The 13,701-nt window shown below is 46.8% G+C and carries 11 protein-coding genes and 1 CRISPR repeat array; of the genes, 7 read left to right on the top strand and 4 right to left on the bottom strand.

Going from position 1 to position 13,701, the window contains the following annotated elements:
• The first annotated feature begins 173 nt into the window (after positions 1–173).
• Both grxD and B5D26_RS04290 read left to right on the top strand, forming a co-directional pair.
• Positions 174–494 (top strand): Grx4 family monothiol glutaredoxin, encoded by a 321-nt coding sequence (gene grxD / locus B5D26_RS04295; protein WP_078744462.1) that lies wholly within the window; start codon positions 174–176, stop codon positions 492–494.
• 110 nt (positions 495–604) lie between these two features.
• Complete coding sequence (locus tag B5D26_RS04290) at positions 605–1,207, top strand: peroxiredoxin (RefSeq protein ID WP_078744461.1); 603 nt, start codon at positions 605–607, stop codon at positions 1,205–1,207.
• 96 nt (positions 1,208–1,303) lie between these two features.
• Here the strand turns inward: B5D26_RS04290 and rnt are convergent, their stop codons facing one another.
• On the bottom strand, positions 1,304–1,981 hold the full coding sequence (rnt, locus tag B5D26_RS04285) for a ribonuclease T (RefSeq protein WP_078744460.1): 678 nt from the start codon (positions 1,979–1,981) through the stop codon (positions 1,304–1,306).
• Positions 1,982–2,143: 162 nt separating this feature from the next.
• Between rnt and B5D26_RS04280 the strand changes: the two genes are divergently transcribed.
• Together B5D26_RS04280 and B5D26_RS04275 are read left to right on the top strand one after the other, a co-directional pair.
• Entirely contained in the window at positions 2,144–3,106 is a 963-nt protein-coding gene (locus B5D26_RS04280; RefSeq protein WP_078744459.1) for a flagellar protein MotY, read from the top strand.
• Positions 3,107–3,272: 166 nt separating this feature from the next.
• Positions 3,273–4,505 (top strand): argininosuccinate synthase, encoded by a 1,233-nt coding sequence (locus tag B5D26_RS04275; protein WP_268808387.1) that lies wholly within the window; start codon positions 3,273–3,275, stop codon positions 4,503–4,505.
• A 205-nt stretch (positions 4,506–4,710) separates the two neighbouring features.
• Here B5D26_RS04275 and B5D26_RS04270 read toward each other — a convergent pair whose 3' ends face one another.
• On the bottom strand, positions 4,711–5,220 hold the full coding sequence (locus B5D26_RS04270; protein WP_078744457.1) for a DUF1499 domain-containing protein: 510 nt from the start codon (positions 5,218–5,220) through the stop codon (positions 4,711–4,713).
• Between the two features lie 106 nt (positions 5,221–5,326).
• Between B5D26_RS04270 and uup the strand changes: the two genes are divergently transcribed.
• A complete protein-coding gene (gene uup, locus B5D26_RS04265; RefSeq protein ID WP_078744456.1) occupies positions 5,327–7,255 on the top strand; it encodes an ATP-binding cassette ATPase Uup in 1,929 nt (642 codons plus the stop codon).
• A gap of 75 nt (positions 7,256–7,330) precedes the next feature.
• On the opposite strand, the gene B5D26_RS04260 is transcribed toward uup, so the two are convergent.
• Positions 7,331–7,771 carry a universal stress protein gene (locus B5D26_RS04260; RefSeq protein WP_078744455.1) on the bottom strand — a complete coding sequence of 147 codons (441 nt, stop codon included), beginning with the start codon at positions 7,769–7,771 and terminating at the stop codon, positions 7,331–7,333.
• A 95-nt stretch (positions 7,772–7,866) separates the two neighbouring features.
• Here B5D26_RS04260 and B5D26_RS04255 point away from each other — a divergent pair, with 95 nt between their 5' ends.
• Complete coding sequence (locus B5D26_RS04255; RefSeq protein ID WP_078744454.1) at positions 7,867–8,358, top strand: hypothetical protein; 492 nt, start codon at positions 7,867–7,869, stop codon at positions 8,356–8,358.
• A 74-nt stretch (positions 8,359–8,432) separates the two neighbouring features.
• Here the strand turns inward: B5D26_RS04255 and B5D26_RS04250 are convergent, their stop codons facing one another.
• The gene (locus B5D26_RS04250; RefSeq protein ID WP_078744453.1) at positions 8,433–8,780 is read right to left on the bottom strand and encodes a RidA family protein; all 348 of its coding nucleotides are present in this window, start codon (positions 8,778–8,780) and stop codon (positions 8,433–8,435) included.
• A gap of 278 nt (positions 8,781–9,058) precedes the next feature.
• Here B5D26_RS04250 and B5D26_RS04245 point away from each other — a divergent pair, with 278 nt between their 5' ends.
• The gene (locus B5D26_RS04245) at positions 9,059–11,434 is read left to right on the top strand and encodes a DNA polymerase II (protein WP_078744452.1); all 2,376 of its coding nucleotides are present in this window, start codon (positions 9,059–9,061) and stop codon (positions 11,432–11,434) included.
• A gap of 37 nt (positions 11,435–11,471) precedes the next feature.
• Positions 11,472–13,696: a CRISPR direct-repeat array (repeat unit 28 nt; unit sequence GAAACACCCCCACGGGCGTGGGGAAGAC).
• Positions 13,697–13,701 lie beyond the last annotated feature (5 nt).

Genomic DNA, 13,701 nt, shown 5'->3' with positions numbered 1-13,701 from the left:
GCAAAGCTATAGCCAAATATTAATGTTGTCAATGAGATAAGCTTTTAAAAAGTTTCAAGTTAGGGCTTGAATACTGATCTTTATGGCTGCATTTTGGAATCAGTCAGGCTAAAATTGACTTCATTAGTAGGTTAATTTTAGCTGGTTTTACTGTATAAATTGAAAGGTTAAATATGAGCGCAACCATCGATACCATCAAAGAACAGATCGCAAACAACCCTATTCTGCTGTACATGAAGGGTAATCCTCAAATGCCACAGTGTGGTTTTTCTTCTCAAGCTGTACAGGCGTTGATGGCTTGCGGTGAGAAATTTGCGTTTGTTAACATTTTAGACAATCCTGATATCCGTGCCGAGCTACCTGCTTATGCAAACTGGCCAACATTCCCTCAGTTATGGGTTAATGGTGAGTTGGTTGGCGGTTGTGACATCATTGTTGAAATGTATCAGTCTGGTGAGTTACAAAAGCTAATTACAGAAGCGGTTGCTTCTTAATATTGTAATACAGATCATAAACGATAGATTAACACTAAACAGGCCGGACGATTTTATAGATTGTTCGTTCTGAACTTACTGTGAACTACCCAAACGATTGGAGAATTAAAATGGGCGTATTGGTTGGAAAGAAAGCACCTGATTTTACAGCTGCTGCGGTATTGGGCAATGGCGAAATCGTTGATAGCTACACGCTGTCAGAAGCTTTAAAAGGCAAGTATGGTCTAGTGTTCTTCTACCCTCTGGACTTTACATTTGTATGTCCTTCTGAGTTGATCGCACTTGATCACCGCATGGAAGAGTTCAAAGCACGTAACGTTGAAGTTGTGGCTGTATCTATCGATTCTCAGTTCACGCACAACGCATGGCGTAACACACCAGTTAATGCTGGTGGTATTGGCCAAGTGGCTTACACAATGGTTGCTGACGTTAAGCACGAGATTTGCCAAGCTTATGACGTTGAGCATGATGCAGGTGTTGCATTCCGTGGTGCATTCCTAATCGACTTAAACGGCAATGTACGTTCACAAATCGTGAACGACCTGCCACTAGGTCGCAACATGGACGAACTGATTCGTCTAGTTGATGCGCTACAGTTCACTGAAGAGCACGGTGAAGTTTGTCCTGCTGGCTGGAACAAAGGTGACAAAGGTATGACTGCATCTCCTGAGGGTGTTGCAGCGTATCTGAGCGAGTCTGCTGACAAACTATAAGGTTTGATAGCCTAGTACTTGCTACGCTTGAAAAGCAAACCCCCGATGCTTATTGGCATCGGGGGTTTTTTATAGGGCTTTATGGGGGGTATAAGATTAACTTTTTCGCAATCTATGTTGCTCTTGTGCTGCCAGTTCCCAGCCGCCTAAGTCTTTCCAACGGTTAACAATTGAACAAAACAGTTCGGCAGTTTTCTCAGTATCATAGCGGGCAGAGTGGGCTTGGCTATTGTCAAAATCAATACCTGCAACTTTGCAGGCTTTAGACAAAACGGTTTGTCCGTAAGCTAAACCGGACAAAGTAGCCGTGTCAAAACTGGAAAATGGGTGAAATGGATTGCGCTTAATGCCACAGCGCTCAATTGCTGCATTTACAAAACTCAAGTCAAAACTGGCGTTATGACCAACCAAAACGGCTCTAGTACAGCCAAACTCTTTTAAGGTTTTGCGTACCGGCTTAAATATTTCACCTAGTGCTTGTTCTTCACTTTTAGCCATGCTTTTACGCAACGGATTGTTTAAATCAATTTTGGTAAACTCAAGTGCAGACTGTTCAATATTAGCACCTTCAAAAGGCTCAATATGGCAAGAGTATGTATTGTAAGGGTGTAGATAACCCTCTTCATCCATCATCAGTGTAACGGCAGCAATTTCAAGTAAAGCATCAGTTTTCGCATTAAAGCCTGCGGTTTCCACATCCACTACAACGGGTAGAAACCCCCGAAATCTCTGTGCAAGCGGGTGTTTGTCATCGTAGATTTCCGCTTCTGACATAAGTAATTCCAAGGCTAATAACCCCTATACTGTAATTGGCCGATAAATATTGATATAGAATGGTAACTGATTCATACAGGCAGATATAGTTTGTAAAGGTTTAAAGTTTTGTATTTACTGGCCGAACTGGCAAAATAGAGTTCTTACAAATCAAGGAGATTGATGGCAATGCCACTTTTTAGGCTCCAACGGACAATTTTATTCACGCTGACATCTTTGCTTTTTGTGAGCGCACAATCTTATGCCGCCCAATATGGTGCATCTATTGGCAACAGTGTGTGGCAGGCGACACCGCCATCGCCACTATATTGTGAGCTGACGCACCCTATTCCTAATATGGGGATGGCGCGCTTTACCCATCGATCTGGCGAAGATCTAAAGTTCAGGCTTGACCCCTATGGGCAACCTTTACAAAAAGGTAGCGCGGAGCTTATGGCGTTGCCTCCAAATTGGAAGCCGGGTGATGCCCCTGTTGACTTAGGAAAAGTCAACGTCGGTTTGGGTGAAGAGGGCGTGCACATTGACTCTGAACAAGCGCACTTAATGGTGGAAGTTCTAGAGCAGGGTTTGAATCCAACTTTCATGCAAACCCCTGCTGATAAACGCTATGCGCCAATCCGAGGCCACTTGAGCGCTTTAGGCTTCAAACCTGCATTTGCTGAATATGTACAGTGTCGAGGAAACTTACTGCCAGTTAACTTTGACCAGATCTCTCGTTCGGCGATCACCTTTCCTGGTGGTGGTATTGATATTTCAACCGCTGATAAAGAGCTGTTGAGTTTAATTATGCGTTATATTAACGCTGACCCATCGGTTAAATATGTATTTTTAGATGGCCACTCAGACAGTTATGGCAGTCGTAGAGATAACCGTAAACTATCAAAAGAACGTACAGATACTGTGCTGAATTACTTGATCGACTTAGGCTTGAATGAAGCAATGGTTACCGCGCGTTATCATGGTGAGCGTTACCCTATTGTACCCAATAATACAAAAGCCAATCGTGCTAAAAATCGCCGTGTGACTATTCGGTTAGAGCGCGAGGGTATCGCCCTAGGTGATCCTGTTGTGCCTAGTGATGCCCAAGTGCAGTATGACAACGGTAGTGCTGATACGGCCAATTAAATAGACAGGTGGTGCCGAAGTAGGTGCAAATCGGTTATACTCTTGTCATTTTATTGTTACCGTTCAATCAATTGAACATTATTTAAGTAAAGAACGGCTATCTGATTAGATAGCCGTTTATCTTTGTCAGATTAGTGCGCAACAAGCCGCCTAGTCTGTGACAGCGTTGGAGCAACAAATGTCAGACATTAAAAAAGTAGTGCTGGCCTACTCTGGTGGCCTAGATACATCGGTAATCGTGCGTTGGTTACAAGATGAGTACAACGCAGAAGTGGTAACCTTTACTGCTGACCTAGGTCAGGGTGAAGAAGTAGAGCCTGCTCGTGCAAAAGCAGAAGCACTAGGCGTGAAAGAAATTTTCATCGAAGACGTGCGCGAAGAGTTTGTTCGCGACTTCGTATTTCCAATGTTCCGTGCTAACACCATCTATGAAGGTGAGTACCTGCTAGGTACGTCTATTGCACGTCCGCTGATTGCCAAACGCCTAGTTGAAATCGCTAACGAAACAGGTGCAGATGCAATTGCACACGGCGCGACAGGTAAAGGTAACGACCAAGTACGTTTTGAAATGGGCGCTTACGCGCTGAAACCTGGCGTAAAAGTTATTGCGCCTTGGCGTGAGTGGGATCTGACATCCCGCGACACATTGATGCAGTATTGTGAACAGCACAATATTCCAGTTGATTTCTCAACCAACAAAAAGAAATCACCGTATTCAATGGATGCTAACTTACTGCATATCTCTTATGAAGGCGGCATCATGGAAGACCCATGGGCAGAGCCAGAAGAAGACATGTGGCGTTGGTCTGTAAGCCCTGAAGCGGCTCCAGATGAAGCAACGTACCTAGATCTATCGTTCGTTAAAGGTGACATCGTTGCCATTAACGGTGAAGCAATGTCGCCTGCTACTGTGCTTGAAACACTGAATAAGATTGGTGGTGCTAACGGTGTAGGTCGTGTTGATATTGTAGAAAACCGTTATGTGGGCATGAAGGCTCGTGGCTGCTATGAAACTCCAGGCGGCACTATCATCCTGAAAGCACACCGCGCGATTGAGTCAATCACGCTAGACCGTGAAGTTGCACACCTAAAAGACAGCTTGATGCCGAAATATGCTGAGCTGATCTACAACGGCTACTGGTGGAGTGCTGAGCGCAAAATGTTGCAGACTATGATTGATGAGTCGCAAGAATTTGTGAACGGTGATGTACGCCTGAAGCTGTATAAAGGTAATGTGATTGTTGTTGGTCGCCAGTCTAAAGACAGCCTGTATGACGACAAGATCGTAACTTTTGAAGATGATGCGGGTGCTTACGACCAGAAAGATGCAGGCGGCTTCATTAAGTTGAACGCTTTACGTATGCGCATTGCGGCAATGAAAGGCCGTAGCCTGCTATAAGCTAAAAGTATCTCTTCAAATTAGAGGTGATTAATACCCTAAAAGCCTGGCTTTGGTATGAACTGAAGTCAGGCTTTTTATTGTCAGAGCAAACCAAATAAACGAATGGATTATGACTATGTCATGACGATTCTTTGTGACTGCCTTGCGATTTCTTCTGGAGGCTAGCGTTAGACTCTGCTCTAACCGATTAAATTTATAGCCTCTATTCAGTGAGCAGTGCTCGCTCTATTGATGCATCTGATGTATCAGGCTCAGCAATTACCACACTGAATTCTTTGCGTAGTTTCTCTATTCTTCGACGATTGGTGCCTAAGTCAGAGTAGCCAATGCGTGATGCGGAGCGAACGGCAATGACTCCGGGCACTTGAAAGAAAAACTCCACATCATCAATGAAGCCGAGAATAGGCGTTCTGAAATCAGCTCTGAGATAGAGGTTAGGCTCGCGACTCACGATAATGGCATCTTCATGACTGCGTAGTAGTTTCTCAAGCCGAGCATATGCCAAGCTTTGTTTTGCGGTGTAAAAAATAGGCGCAACTTTCTGTGAGTCTGGTGTTTCTGGATGTGAGTTGACACAGTTTGGTGTTTCAGGGCAAGGGGATAGCCTGTTATTTTGCACACCAAGTTCTGGAACATGGTGCATACAGCCAGATAAAAAGGTGATAATAGCAAGTATTGATAGGCTCGTTTTCAGATAAGCGCACTTCAACATTTTATAATCCTAAGCTTTTCCGGATGAGCAAGAGTAATCAGTTGATTATAACTGTAAATACTCAATCTTAGGTGTTCAATTTTTTTAGTTTTTATACGAGTAGACAATGGCATTAGTCAGGTTAGAAAAAGTCAGTATCGCATTTGGTCACCACGCGCTATTAGACAACTCATCTTTAGTCATCAGTAAAGGTGAACGTATCTGCGTTGTGGGTCGGAATGGTGCAGGTAAATCCACTATGTTGAAACTGGTGTCTGGTGAGCAAACGCCTGATAGCGGTAGCTTATGGCTACAGCCGGGGTTGAAAATTGGCCAGTTAGCGCAGGATTTACCAGATGCGGATGAAGAAACTGTGTTTGATATTGTTGCCAGTGGCTTACCCGGTATTGGTGAACTGATTAGAAGCTATCACCACCAAGTGATGTCAATTCACACGGATGAGGACTTGAAAAAACTAGAGCGCCTACAAACCGAGCTAGAAAGCAAAGACGGTTGGGCGATGACTCAACGAGTTGAATCTATTATCAGTAAATTGAACTTGCCTGCTGAAACCCCGATGAAATCTTTGTCTGGAGGCTGGCGTCGCCGTGTTGCCTTGGCTCGAGCCTTGGTTTCGGAGCCTGATCTATTACTATTAGATGAACCGACCAACCACTTGGATATTGAAACTATTGATTGGCTAGAACAACAAATCAATGAATTCCGTGGTGCCGTTTTGTTCATTACTCACGACCGTGCCTTTTTGCAGAAGCTTGCCACACGTATTGTTGAACTAGACCGTGGTAACTTAACAATTTGGGAAGGTGACTATCCAAGCTTTCTAGAAAACAAACAGCACTTGCTTGAAGTGGAAGAAAAGCATAATGCTGAGTTTGATAAGAAGTTGGCTCAGGAAGAAGTTTGGATCCGACAAGGTATTAAAGCACGCCGCACTCGTAATGAGGGGCGAGTACGCGCACTTGAATCACTACGCAAAGAGCGCGCTCAGCGTCGTGAACGTATGGGCACCGCAAATATCACGCTAGATAAAGCCTCTAGCTCAGGTAAATTGGTGGCAGAGCTAGATAACGTCAGTTATGGCTGGGGTAATAGACCTATAATTAGAAATTTCACCACATCTGTAATGCGTGGTGATCGCATCGGTCTTTTAGGCCGTAACGGTGCGGGTAAAAGTACCTTATTAAAACTGTTGCTTGGCCAATTAGCACCACAGTCAGGCGACTTGAAAATGGGGTCTAAGCTTGAGGTTGCCTATTTTGACCAACTACGGGCGCAGCTTGAGCCTGAGCGTACCGTGATGGAAAACGTCGCCGAAGGACAGACGAGCATTACCATTGGTGGCCGTGATAAACACATCATGAGCTACTTAAGTGACTTTCTATTCTCCCCTGAGCGCGCCCGTACTCCTGTAAAAGCGCTATCAGGTGGTGAGTGCAACCGCTTATTACTGGCTAAACTGTTCACCAAGCCCGCCAATATGCTGGTACTAGATGAGCCAACAAACGACTTGGATGTGGAAACGTTGGAGCTTCTAGAAGAGTTGTTGGCAAACTTTGATGGCACGGTGCTTTTAGTTAGTCACGACCGAGCCTTCATGGATAACGTGGTAACCAGTGTCTTTGCCTTTGAAGGAGACGGTATTGTTAAGGAATATGTAGGAGGTTATAGCGATTGGGTTCGGCAGGGTGGGCGCTTTCCGCCTGAGGCTTCTGCTCAGCAAGAAGCTGAAGATGAACTGGCTGCGGCGCCTAAGGCAGAAATTAAGCCTGTCGATACAGCTGTACCTGAGGCAGAACCAAAGGTGCTGAAAAAGTTGAGCTACAAATTACAGCGCGAACTTGATCTGTTGCCTGCTGAAATTGAGCGCTTAGAAGCAGCCCTAGAAGATTTACATAAACTAACGGGCGACAGCCAGTTTTATCAGCAAGATCAAGATAAAGTGGCAAAAACTTTAGATCAACTTCAACAAACTGAAGCTGAGTTAGAGACCGTTATGGAGCGCTGGTTAGAACTAGAGGCGATGCAACAAGGCTAAGTTGTCACTTAAACTAAAAAGGCTACGCCCAACAACGGTGAGAAGGTGCGCTGTTGTTGGGCTCTTTTTGAAAAATCAGTCTTCTTTTTGGATGCGTACTGCGAGAACATCGCATTTGGCGCCATGCAAAACTCCCGTTGAGGTTGAACCCAGTAGAAGTGATAAGCCATGACGGCCGTGGCTACCTACAACGATAAGATCAACACCTTGTTCCTTGGCTATGCGGTGAATTTCGCTATCAGGTAAGCCCACCAAAATATGTTGGCGCTCCTGAGGTATATTGAGCGGTGCTGCTAGATCTGCAATTTTAGCGCGGGCGTGTTGATCAAGCTGATCTTGGATTGAGGTTAAATCCATAGGTATATCACCACCGTAGGCAAATCCTAGCGGCTCCAGTGCATGAATTAAGCTTATTTTAGCGCCATTGCGCTCGGCAATACCTTGTCCTTTCTCGATAACTTGATGAGACTCTTCGGTTAGGTCAACGGCAATTAAAACGTGCTGATACTTAGACATTAGTGTTTCCTCATGTTTAAAAATCCATATCTGACTGTACTTTATCTTGAGTCTATCGATTAGTATAGCGCGTTACTTCAATAGGAATTTTAACCATGAGCACAAATTGGCTAATTATATTAGTGATAGTGGCCGCAGTGATTAGCCCCATTTTTTGGTTAATGCCTTCTCCACGGCAGCGCTACCAAATGGAACTGCGCAAGCAGGCGATGCATGCAGGCTTGAAGGTGAGAATTGAGAAACTCAAACTGAATGGGCAAGAGTACTCAGCAGTGGCTTATCGCTGGATGCGAGAAGATAAAAAAAACGTTTATCGTTTTAAGGTTGCCAGAACGGCACGTTTAGAAAAAGAAGAGATTGGCATTTACGGGGATCCTTTCATTGAGGGTTGGCATTGGTTAGAAGAGCCTATGCCAATCGCTGATGCAGCGACCTTAGCGAAACTAGAGGAGATGTTAAAAGCATTACCAGCAGATACCATGATCCTAGAAGGTGGCACTGCAACTTTAACGCTTTGGTGGCATGAGAATGGCTCGCCAGAGGACGTTCAAAAGCTGGCGGAATTGTTTGCCCAGTCTCCTGTTTAAACAGACCATAAAAGAGCCATACCAGTATTTGAACTCTCTGGTATGGCTTACTCGAAATTAGACCGCCAAATAGGTTATTGAGCCGCAGCTACAAAGGCAATTTCAACCAAATAAGCTGGGTCGGCTAGCTCTACTTTTAAGCAAGCTCGGCTTGGTGCACAACCTTCTGGTAACCATGCGTCCCATGCACTGTTCAGTGCGGCTAAGTTGGAAAAGTCCGTTAGGTAAATTGTTGCAGATAATAGACGTGACTTGTCGCTACCAAAAGTAGCCAGCGAAGCTTCAGCTTGAGCGAAAATTTGGGCAACCTGCCCTGCTATATCCGTATTGGTATCTTCTGGTACTTCAACAAAGTGTGCAATACCGTTAAAAATAGTGGCATCTGACCACCGAGGCGTTGGGTTAATGCGTTGAATTGTCATAACTCTACCTTCGTGAAATTAAAGCAATATAATACCGAAATTTTCTGATTACTGGTGAGTTTTACTGCCTAAAAATAGAACTGCAGTATTAATGATATCGACCATAAAGGTCGTCAAAGCGCATAATCTAGGCTCTTGAAATAAGTGCTTACTGATCCTTTAGCTAAAAACTTAAGGTTGCTTGACGCATTAAAACTGTAAGAAAATACAGTAACAAGCAAAAACTCTGCATTAAGCCGTTCTTTTGCTGTTATTGATCCTCTAGAGCTTATCTTCTCATGCAGCAAGGTTTTTTACTGACCCGACACAGCCGCGATATCGGCAATCAAACCGAAATTACGCTTTGGCTCGCCACACCAGAAGGGCCGGTTCAGCTGAATATTCAGGGTGAGCGTCCGCTGCTATTTGTCGATCAAGTGGATCTACCACGGGTGCAAGTTGCCTTGACTGAACTGGCCGGCCAGTATGAGCTGCGCACCCTTAACCTAAAGTCCTTTCAGCACCGTCCTGTGGCGGCGCTATACCTGCCGACATTACGCAGCTTTCATCACGCGGTGGACTGTCTAAACCGACATCAGATCACGCTGTTAGAACATGACTTTCGGTTAGATGATCGCTACTTAATGGAGCGTTGGATTCGAGGGGGGATTCGTTTTCAAGGAGAGCGACAGGTAAAAAAAGACCATGTACAACTCAACAACCCGCAGCTACGAGCCGCTGAAGTGACGCCTCAACTCAAGGTGATCTCTTTGGACTTGGAATGCTCTGAGCAGGGTGAACTTTACTCCATCGCTTTTTACGGAGAATCGGTTGCGCGGGTATTAATGATTGGTGATGCCTCTCTTTGGCAAACACCGCCGACAGACTCGCTCGCACCTGACCAAGAGCTGATCTGGGTGACAGATGAGCTGGATTTACTGTTGGCACTGCAAAACAGCATGGCCGAATTTGATCCTGATATTCTCATCGGCTGGAATGTGGTGAACTTTGATTTCAGGCTTTTGATCGAGCGCGCTCAGCGTTATGGTTTGCGTTTAAAACTCGGACGGGGCGGCGGTTACGCCTCTTGGCGGGCCTCTCGGGAAGAGAATAATACGGGTTTTATCAGTTTACCTGGGCGTGTGGTGGTTGATGGTATTGCAGCACTGAAAACCGCCACCTATCAGTTTGCCAGTTTTAGCTTAGAGTTTGTGGCACAAACCCTATTAAACCGAGGCAAGTTAACGGAATCAGCAGAGAATCGCTTGGCTGCCATCACCTATGATTTTCAACATCGAAAACACACACTGGCCGCTTATAATCTTGAAGATTGCCGATTGGTGTGGGACATCTTCCAAAAAACTAAACTGTTAGAGTTTTTGGTTTTGCGCTCACAGCTCACAGGGTTAGAGTTGGACAGAAGCGGTGGCTCAGTGGCGGCCTTCACCAATCTGTATTTACCAAAACTGCATCGGGCTGGTTATATTGCGCCCAATTTACCAGAGGGAGGCGGTTTGGCCAGCCCCGGTGGTTATGTTATGGACTCTGTTCCAGGGTTGTATGACAACGTTATTGTTTTAGATTTCAAAAGCCTATACCCCGCCATTATTCGCACTTTTAAAATTGATCCAATGGGTTTAATAGAGGGCGCTCTACAACCTGAGCAAGCCATACCGGGGTATAAAGGGGCGTTTTTCTCTCGGGATAAACACTTTTTGCCCGACATTATCACCGCGTTATGGCAGCAGCGCGATGAAGCAAAAAAAGCCAAGGATCTCGTTCGGTCACAAGCCTTAAAAATTCTAATGAACTCGTTTTATGGGGTTTTAGGCTCTGGCGGTTGTCGGTTTTACGACACCAAATTGGCCAGTTCTATTACATTGCGTGGGCATCATATTCTTAAACAAACCACCGAATGGCTTGAGGCTAAAGGACTGAAAGTGATTTATGGTGATACCGATTCTTTGTTTGTCTTGCTGAATGATAAGCTGAACCATCAAGAGGCTGATCAGATCGGTCGAACACTGGTTGAAGAGATCAACGCCTGTTGGGCAGATCAACTCAAGACTCAATACGGTTTAGCATCCTATTTAGAGCTGGAGTATGAGACGCACTACAGCCGCTTCTTTATGCCCACCATTCGAGGCAGTGAAACAGGCAGCAAAAAGCGTTATGCGGGTTTAATCGTTCAGCAAGGTCAAGAACAGTTGGTATTTAAAGGGCTGGAATCGATCCGTTCTGATTGGACAGATTTGGCTAAAACCTTACAACAAGCACTCTATTTACAGATTTTTCACAATGAAAACCCCAGTGCATTAATTCTGAATACCCTCGCAGAACTGCGTGCAGGCCAACGGGATCATCAATTGGTGTACAGTAAACGATTGCGACGTCCCTTAAGTGCCTACGTGAAAAATAGTCCCCCGCACGTTAGAGCCGCCCGCCGAGCTGACGACATCAACCTAAAGAAAGGTAAACGTCTTCAATATCAACACAAGGGGCAAGTGGCTTATTTGATGACCATCAATGGCCCTGAAGTGGTGGAGTACCACAGTAGTCCTATCGACTACGAACACTATGTTGAAAAACAGATCATTCCCATTGTCGATGCAATATTACCTTTGATGGGGCTGTCATTTCGTGCGATCACAGATCATCAAATAGCGTTGTTTTGATGGAACTTTGCTTTTTAACATCATGAAATGGCACACCTAAACACCCCCACGGGCGTGGGGAAGACTTACTCTCTGTCAGTTTGAAATTTTACTGTCAGGAAACACCCCCACGGGCGTGGGGAAGACTGTGAAGATGGCACGCTTGAAAGTGCGTTTGAAGAAACACCCCCACGGGCGTGGGGAAGACCTGATTCGGCAGTTGCTCAAGCGATCGGTAGCAGAAACACCCCCACGGGCGTGGGGAAGACTTATCAGATATTTTACCTGCCAAGGCTGTAACAGAAACACCCCCACGGGCGTGGGGAAGACAATCACGCAATAGTTGACGAAGATCTTAGTGAGGAAACACCCCCACGGGCGTGGGGAAGACGCCAGCAGGATTTGCACTGCATCAACAGCATTGGAAACACCCCCACGGGCGTGGGGAAGACCGCCTGAGCCTGCCATCTGTGGCATTTGCGGCAGAAACACCCCCACGGGCGTGGGGAAGACGAAATGCAATACTACTAAAACTTACTTTTAGTGGAAACACCCCCACGGGCGTGGGGAAGACTATAAGCCAAAACAGACTTAAAGGTATCGGGGAGAAACACCCCCACGGGCGTGGGGAAGACTTTTTTATATGACTTCTGGTCAGAGTATTAATAGAAACACCCCCACGGGCGTGGGGAAGACTTCTATCGCTAGCGTTATCGCGGCGGCGGGTGAGAAACACCCCCACGGGCGTGGGGAAGACCACGGGTACGCAGGCCATCTCAACGGTGACAGGGAAACACCCCCACGGGCGTGGGGAAGACTCTTTAAATTTTCCAAAAAATTCAAGCAGCATAGAAACACCCCCACGGGCGTGGGGAAGACCTTAAAATCAACCTTCATGGGGCATTGCCCATAGAAACACCCCCACGGGCGTGGGGAAGACCGAAGAAGAGTACGGAATACAGGATGTATGAAGGAAACACCCCCACGGGCGTGGGGAAGACGCCATTATCAAACACGAAAACGGCCTAAATCCGGAAACACCCCCACGGGCGTGGGGAAGACAAGACTTCGAGACGATTAGAATAGCCCCAGAAGGAAACACCCCCACGGGCGTGGGGAAGACGCGAGCAGCGTCCAAAAAATCTTTTTATCAATGGAAACACCCCCACGGGCGTGGGGAAGACCCGAAAAGTGTGTTATCAGTATCATGTTCTTTAGAAACACCCCCACGGGCGTGGGGAAGACCCGAAAAGTGTGTTATCAGTATCATGTTCTTTAGAAACACCCCCACGGGCGTGGGGAAGACCATCTGTAGAAAGTCGCCTGGTCGGTTTGTCTGGAAACACCCCCACGGGCGTGGGGAAGACCTTTTTGTGTCCGCAGCGGTTGCCCATTCCTGAGAAACACCCCCCACGGGCGTGGGGAAGACTTAACGAGTCGCTGTCAGGTACTGTCGGTACAAGAAACACCCCCACGGGCGTGGGGAAGACACATCGTCAAGTAACTGGAGCGGTTACGATACAGAAACACCCCCACGGGCGTGGGGAAGACCGGACTTGAATATCAAGGTGGCGCTGGTTGACGGAAACACCCCCACGGGCGTGGGGAAGACGCCAGCGTTAGCCATGCTTTCCATGCCAGTTCAGAAACACCCCCACGGGCGTGGGGAAGACGCCACCCCATGCCGCCATTTCTGCGGCTGCCTGGAAACACCCCCACGGGCGTGGGGAAGACAATAATCTAAACACCATCATGCTAACAGTTGTAGAAACACCCCCACGGGCGTGGGGAAGACCAGCCGAACCAACCCCGCGTGGTGCTCGCTGAAGAAACACCCCCACGGGCGTGGGGAAGACCTAGCAAGACACGTACGCTTGTCAGTAAAGAGGGAAACACCCCCACGGGCGTGGGGAAGACCTTTGCGTGCGCTCAAAGCGACCAGTGCTGAGAGAAACACCCCCACGGGCGTGGGGAAGACTGTGCGCCTGCAACCCGTATCAGCACTAGCGAAGAAACACCCCCACGGGCGTGGGGAAGACAGAAGATCGCTAATGCGTTGCAAAGCTTGATGAGAAACACCCCCACGGGCGTGGGGAAGACCTGAGCACTGAATGAAAAAAGACCCAGATAATAGAAACACCCCCACGGGCGTGGGGAAGACTGCGGCGCGATCTAAAATAGCGCGCACCTTTCAGAAACACCCCCACGGGCGTGGGGAAGACTTTGGATTCTCAGTCACTCGTCTTTCTTCACCGGAAACACCCCCACGGGCGTGGGGAAGACTCAGC

The sequence above is a fragment of the Oceanospirillum multiglobuliferum genome (assembly GCF_900167095.1).
Classification (GTDB): Bacteria; Pseudomonadota; Gammaproteobacteria; order Pseudomonadales; family Halomonadaceae; genus Oceanospirillum; species Oceanospirillum multiglobuliferum.
The sequence above is the reverse complement of the archived record's forward strand: the minus strand, read 5'-3'. Positions and strand labels throughout refer to the sequence as shown.

Coding starts and splice junctions, on each gene's coding strand:
- grxD (WP_078744462.1), top strand. CDS start 174: ATGAGCGCAACCATCGATACCATCAAAGAACAGATCGCAAACAACCCT.
- B5D26_RS04290 (WP_078744461.1), top strand. CDS start 605: ATGGGCGTATTGGTTGGAAAGAAAGCACCTGATTTTACAGCTGCTGCG.
- rnt (WP_078744460.1), bottom strand. CDS start 1,981: ATGTCAGAAGCGGAAATCTACGATGACAAACACCCGCTTGCACAGAGA.
- B5D26_RS04280 (WP_078744459.1), top strand. CDS start 2,144: ATGGCAATGCCACTTTTTAGGCTCCAACGGACAATTTTATTCACGCTG.
- B5D26_RS04270 (WP_078744457.1), bottom strand. CDS start 5,220: ATGTTGAAGTGCGCTTATCTGAAAACGAGCCTATCAATACTTGCTATT.
- uup (WP_078744456.1), top strand. CDS start 5,327: ATGGCATTAGTCAGGTTAGAAAAAGTCAGTATCGCATTTGGTCACCAC.
- B5D26_RS04260 (WP_078744455.1), bottom strand. CDS start 7,771: ATGTCTAAGTATCAGCACGTTTTAATTGCCGTTGACCTAACCGAAGAG.
- B5D26_RS04255 (WP_078744454.1), top strand. CDS start 7,867: ATGAGCACAAATTGGCTAATTATATTAGTGATAGTGGCCGCAGTGATT.
- B5D26_RS04250 (WP_078744453.1), bottom strand. CDS start 8,780: ATGACAATTCAACGCATTAACCCAACGCCTCGGTGGTCAGATGCCACT.
- B5D26_RS04245 (WP_078744452.1), top strand. CDS start 9,059: ATGCAGCAAGGTTTTTTACTGACCCGACACAGCCGCGATATCGGCAAT.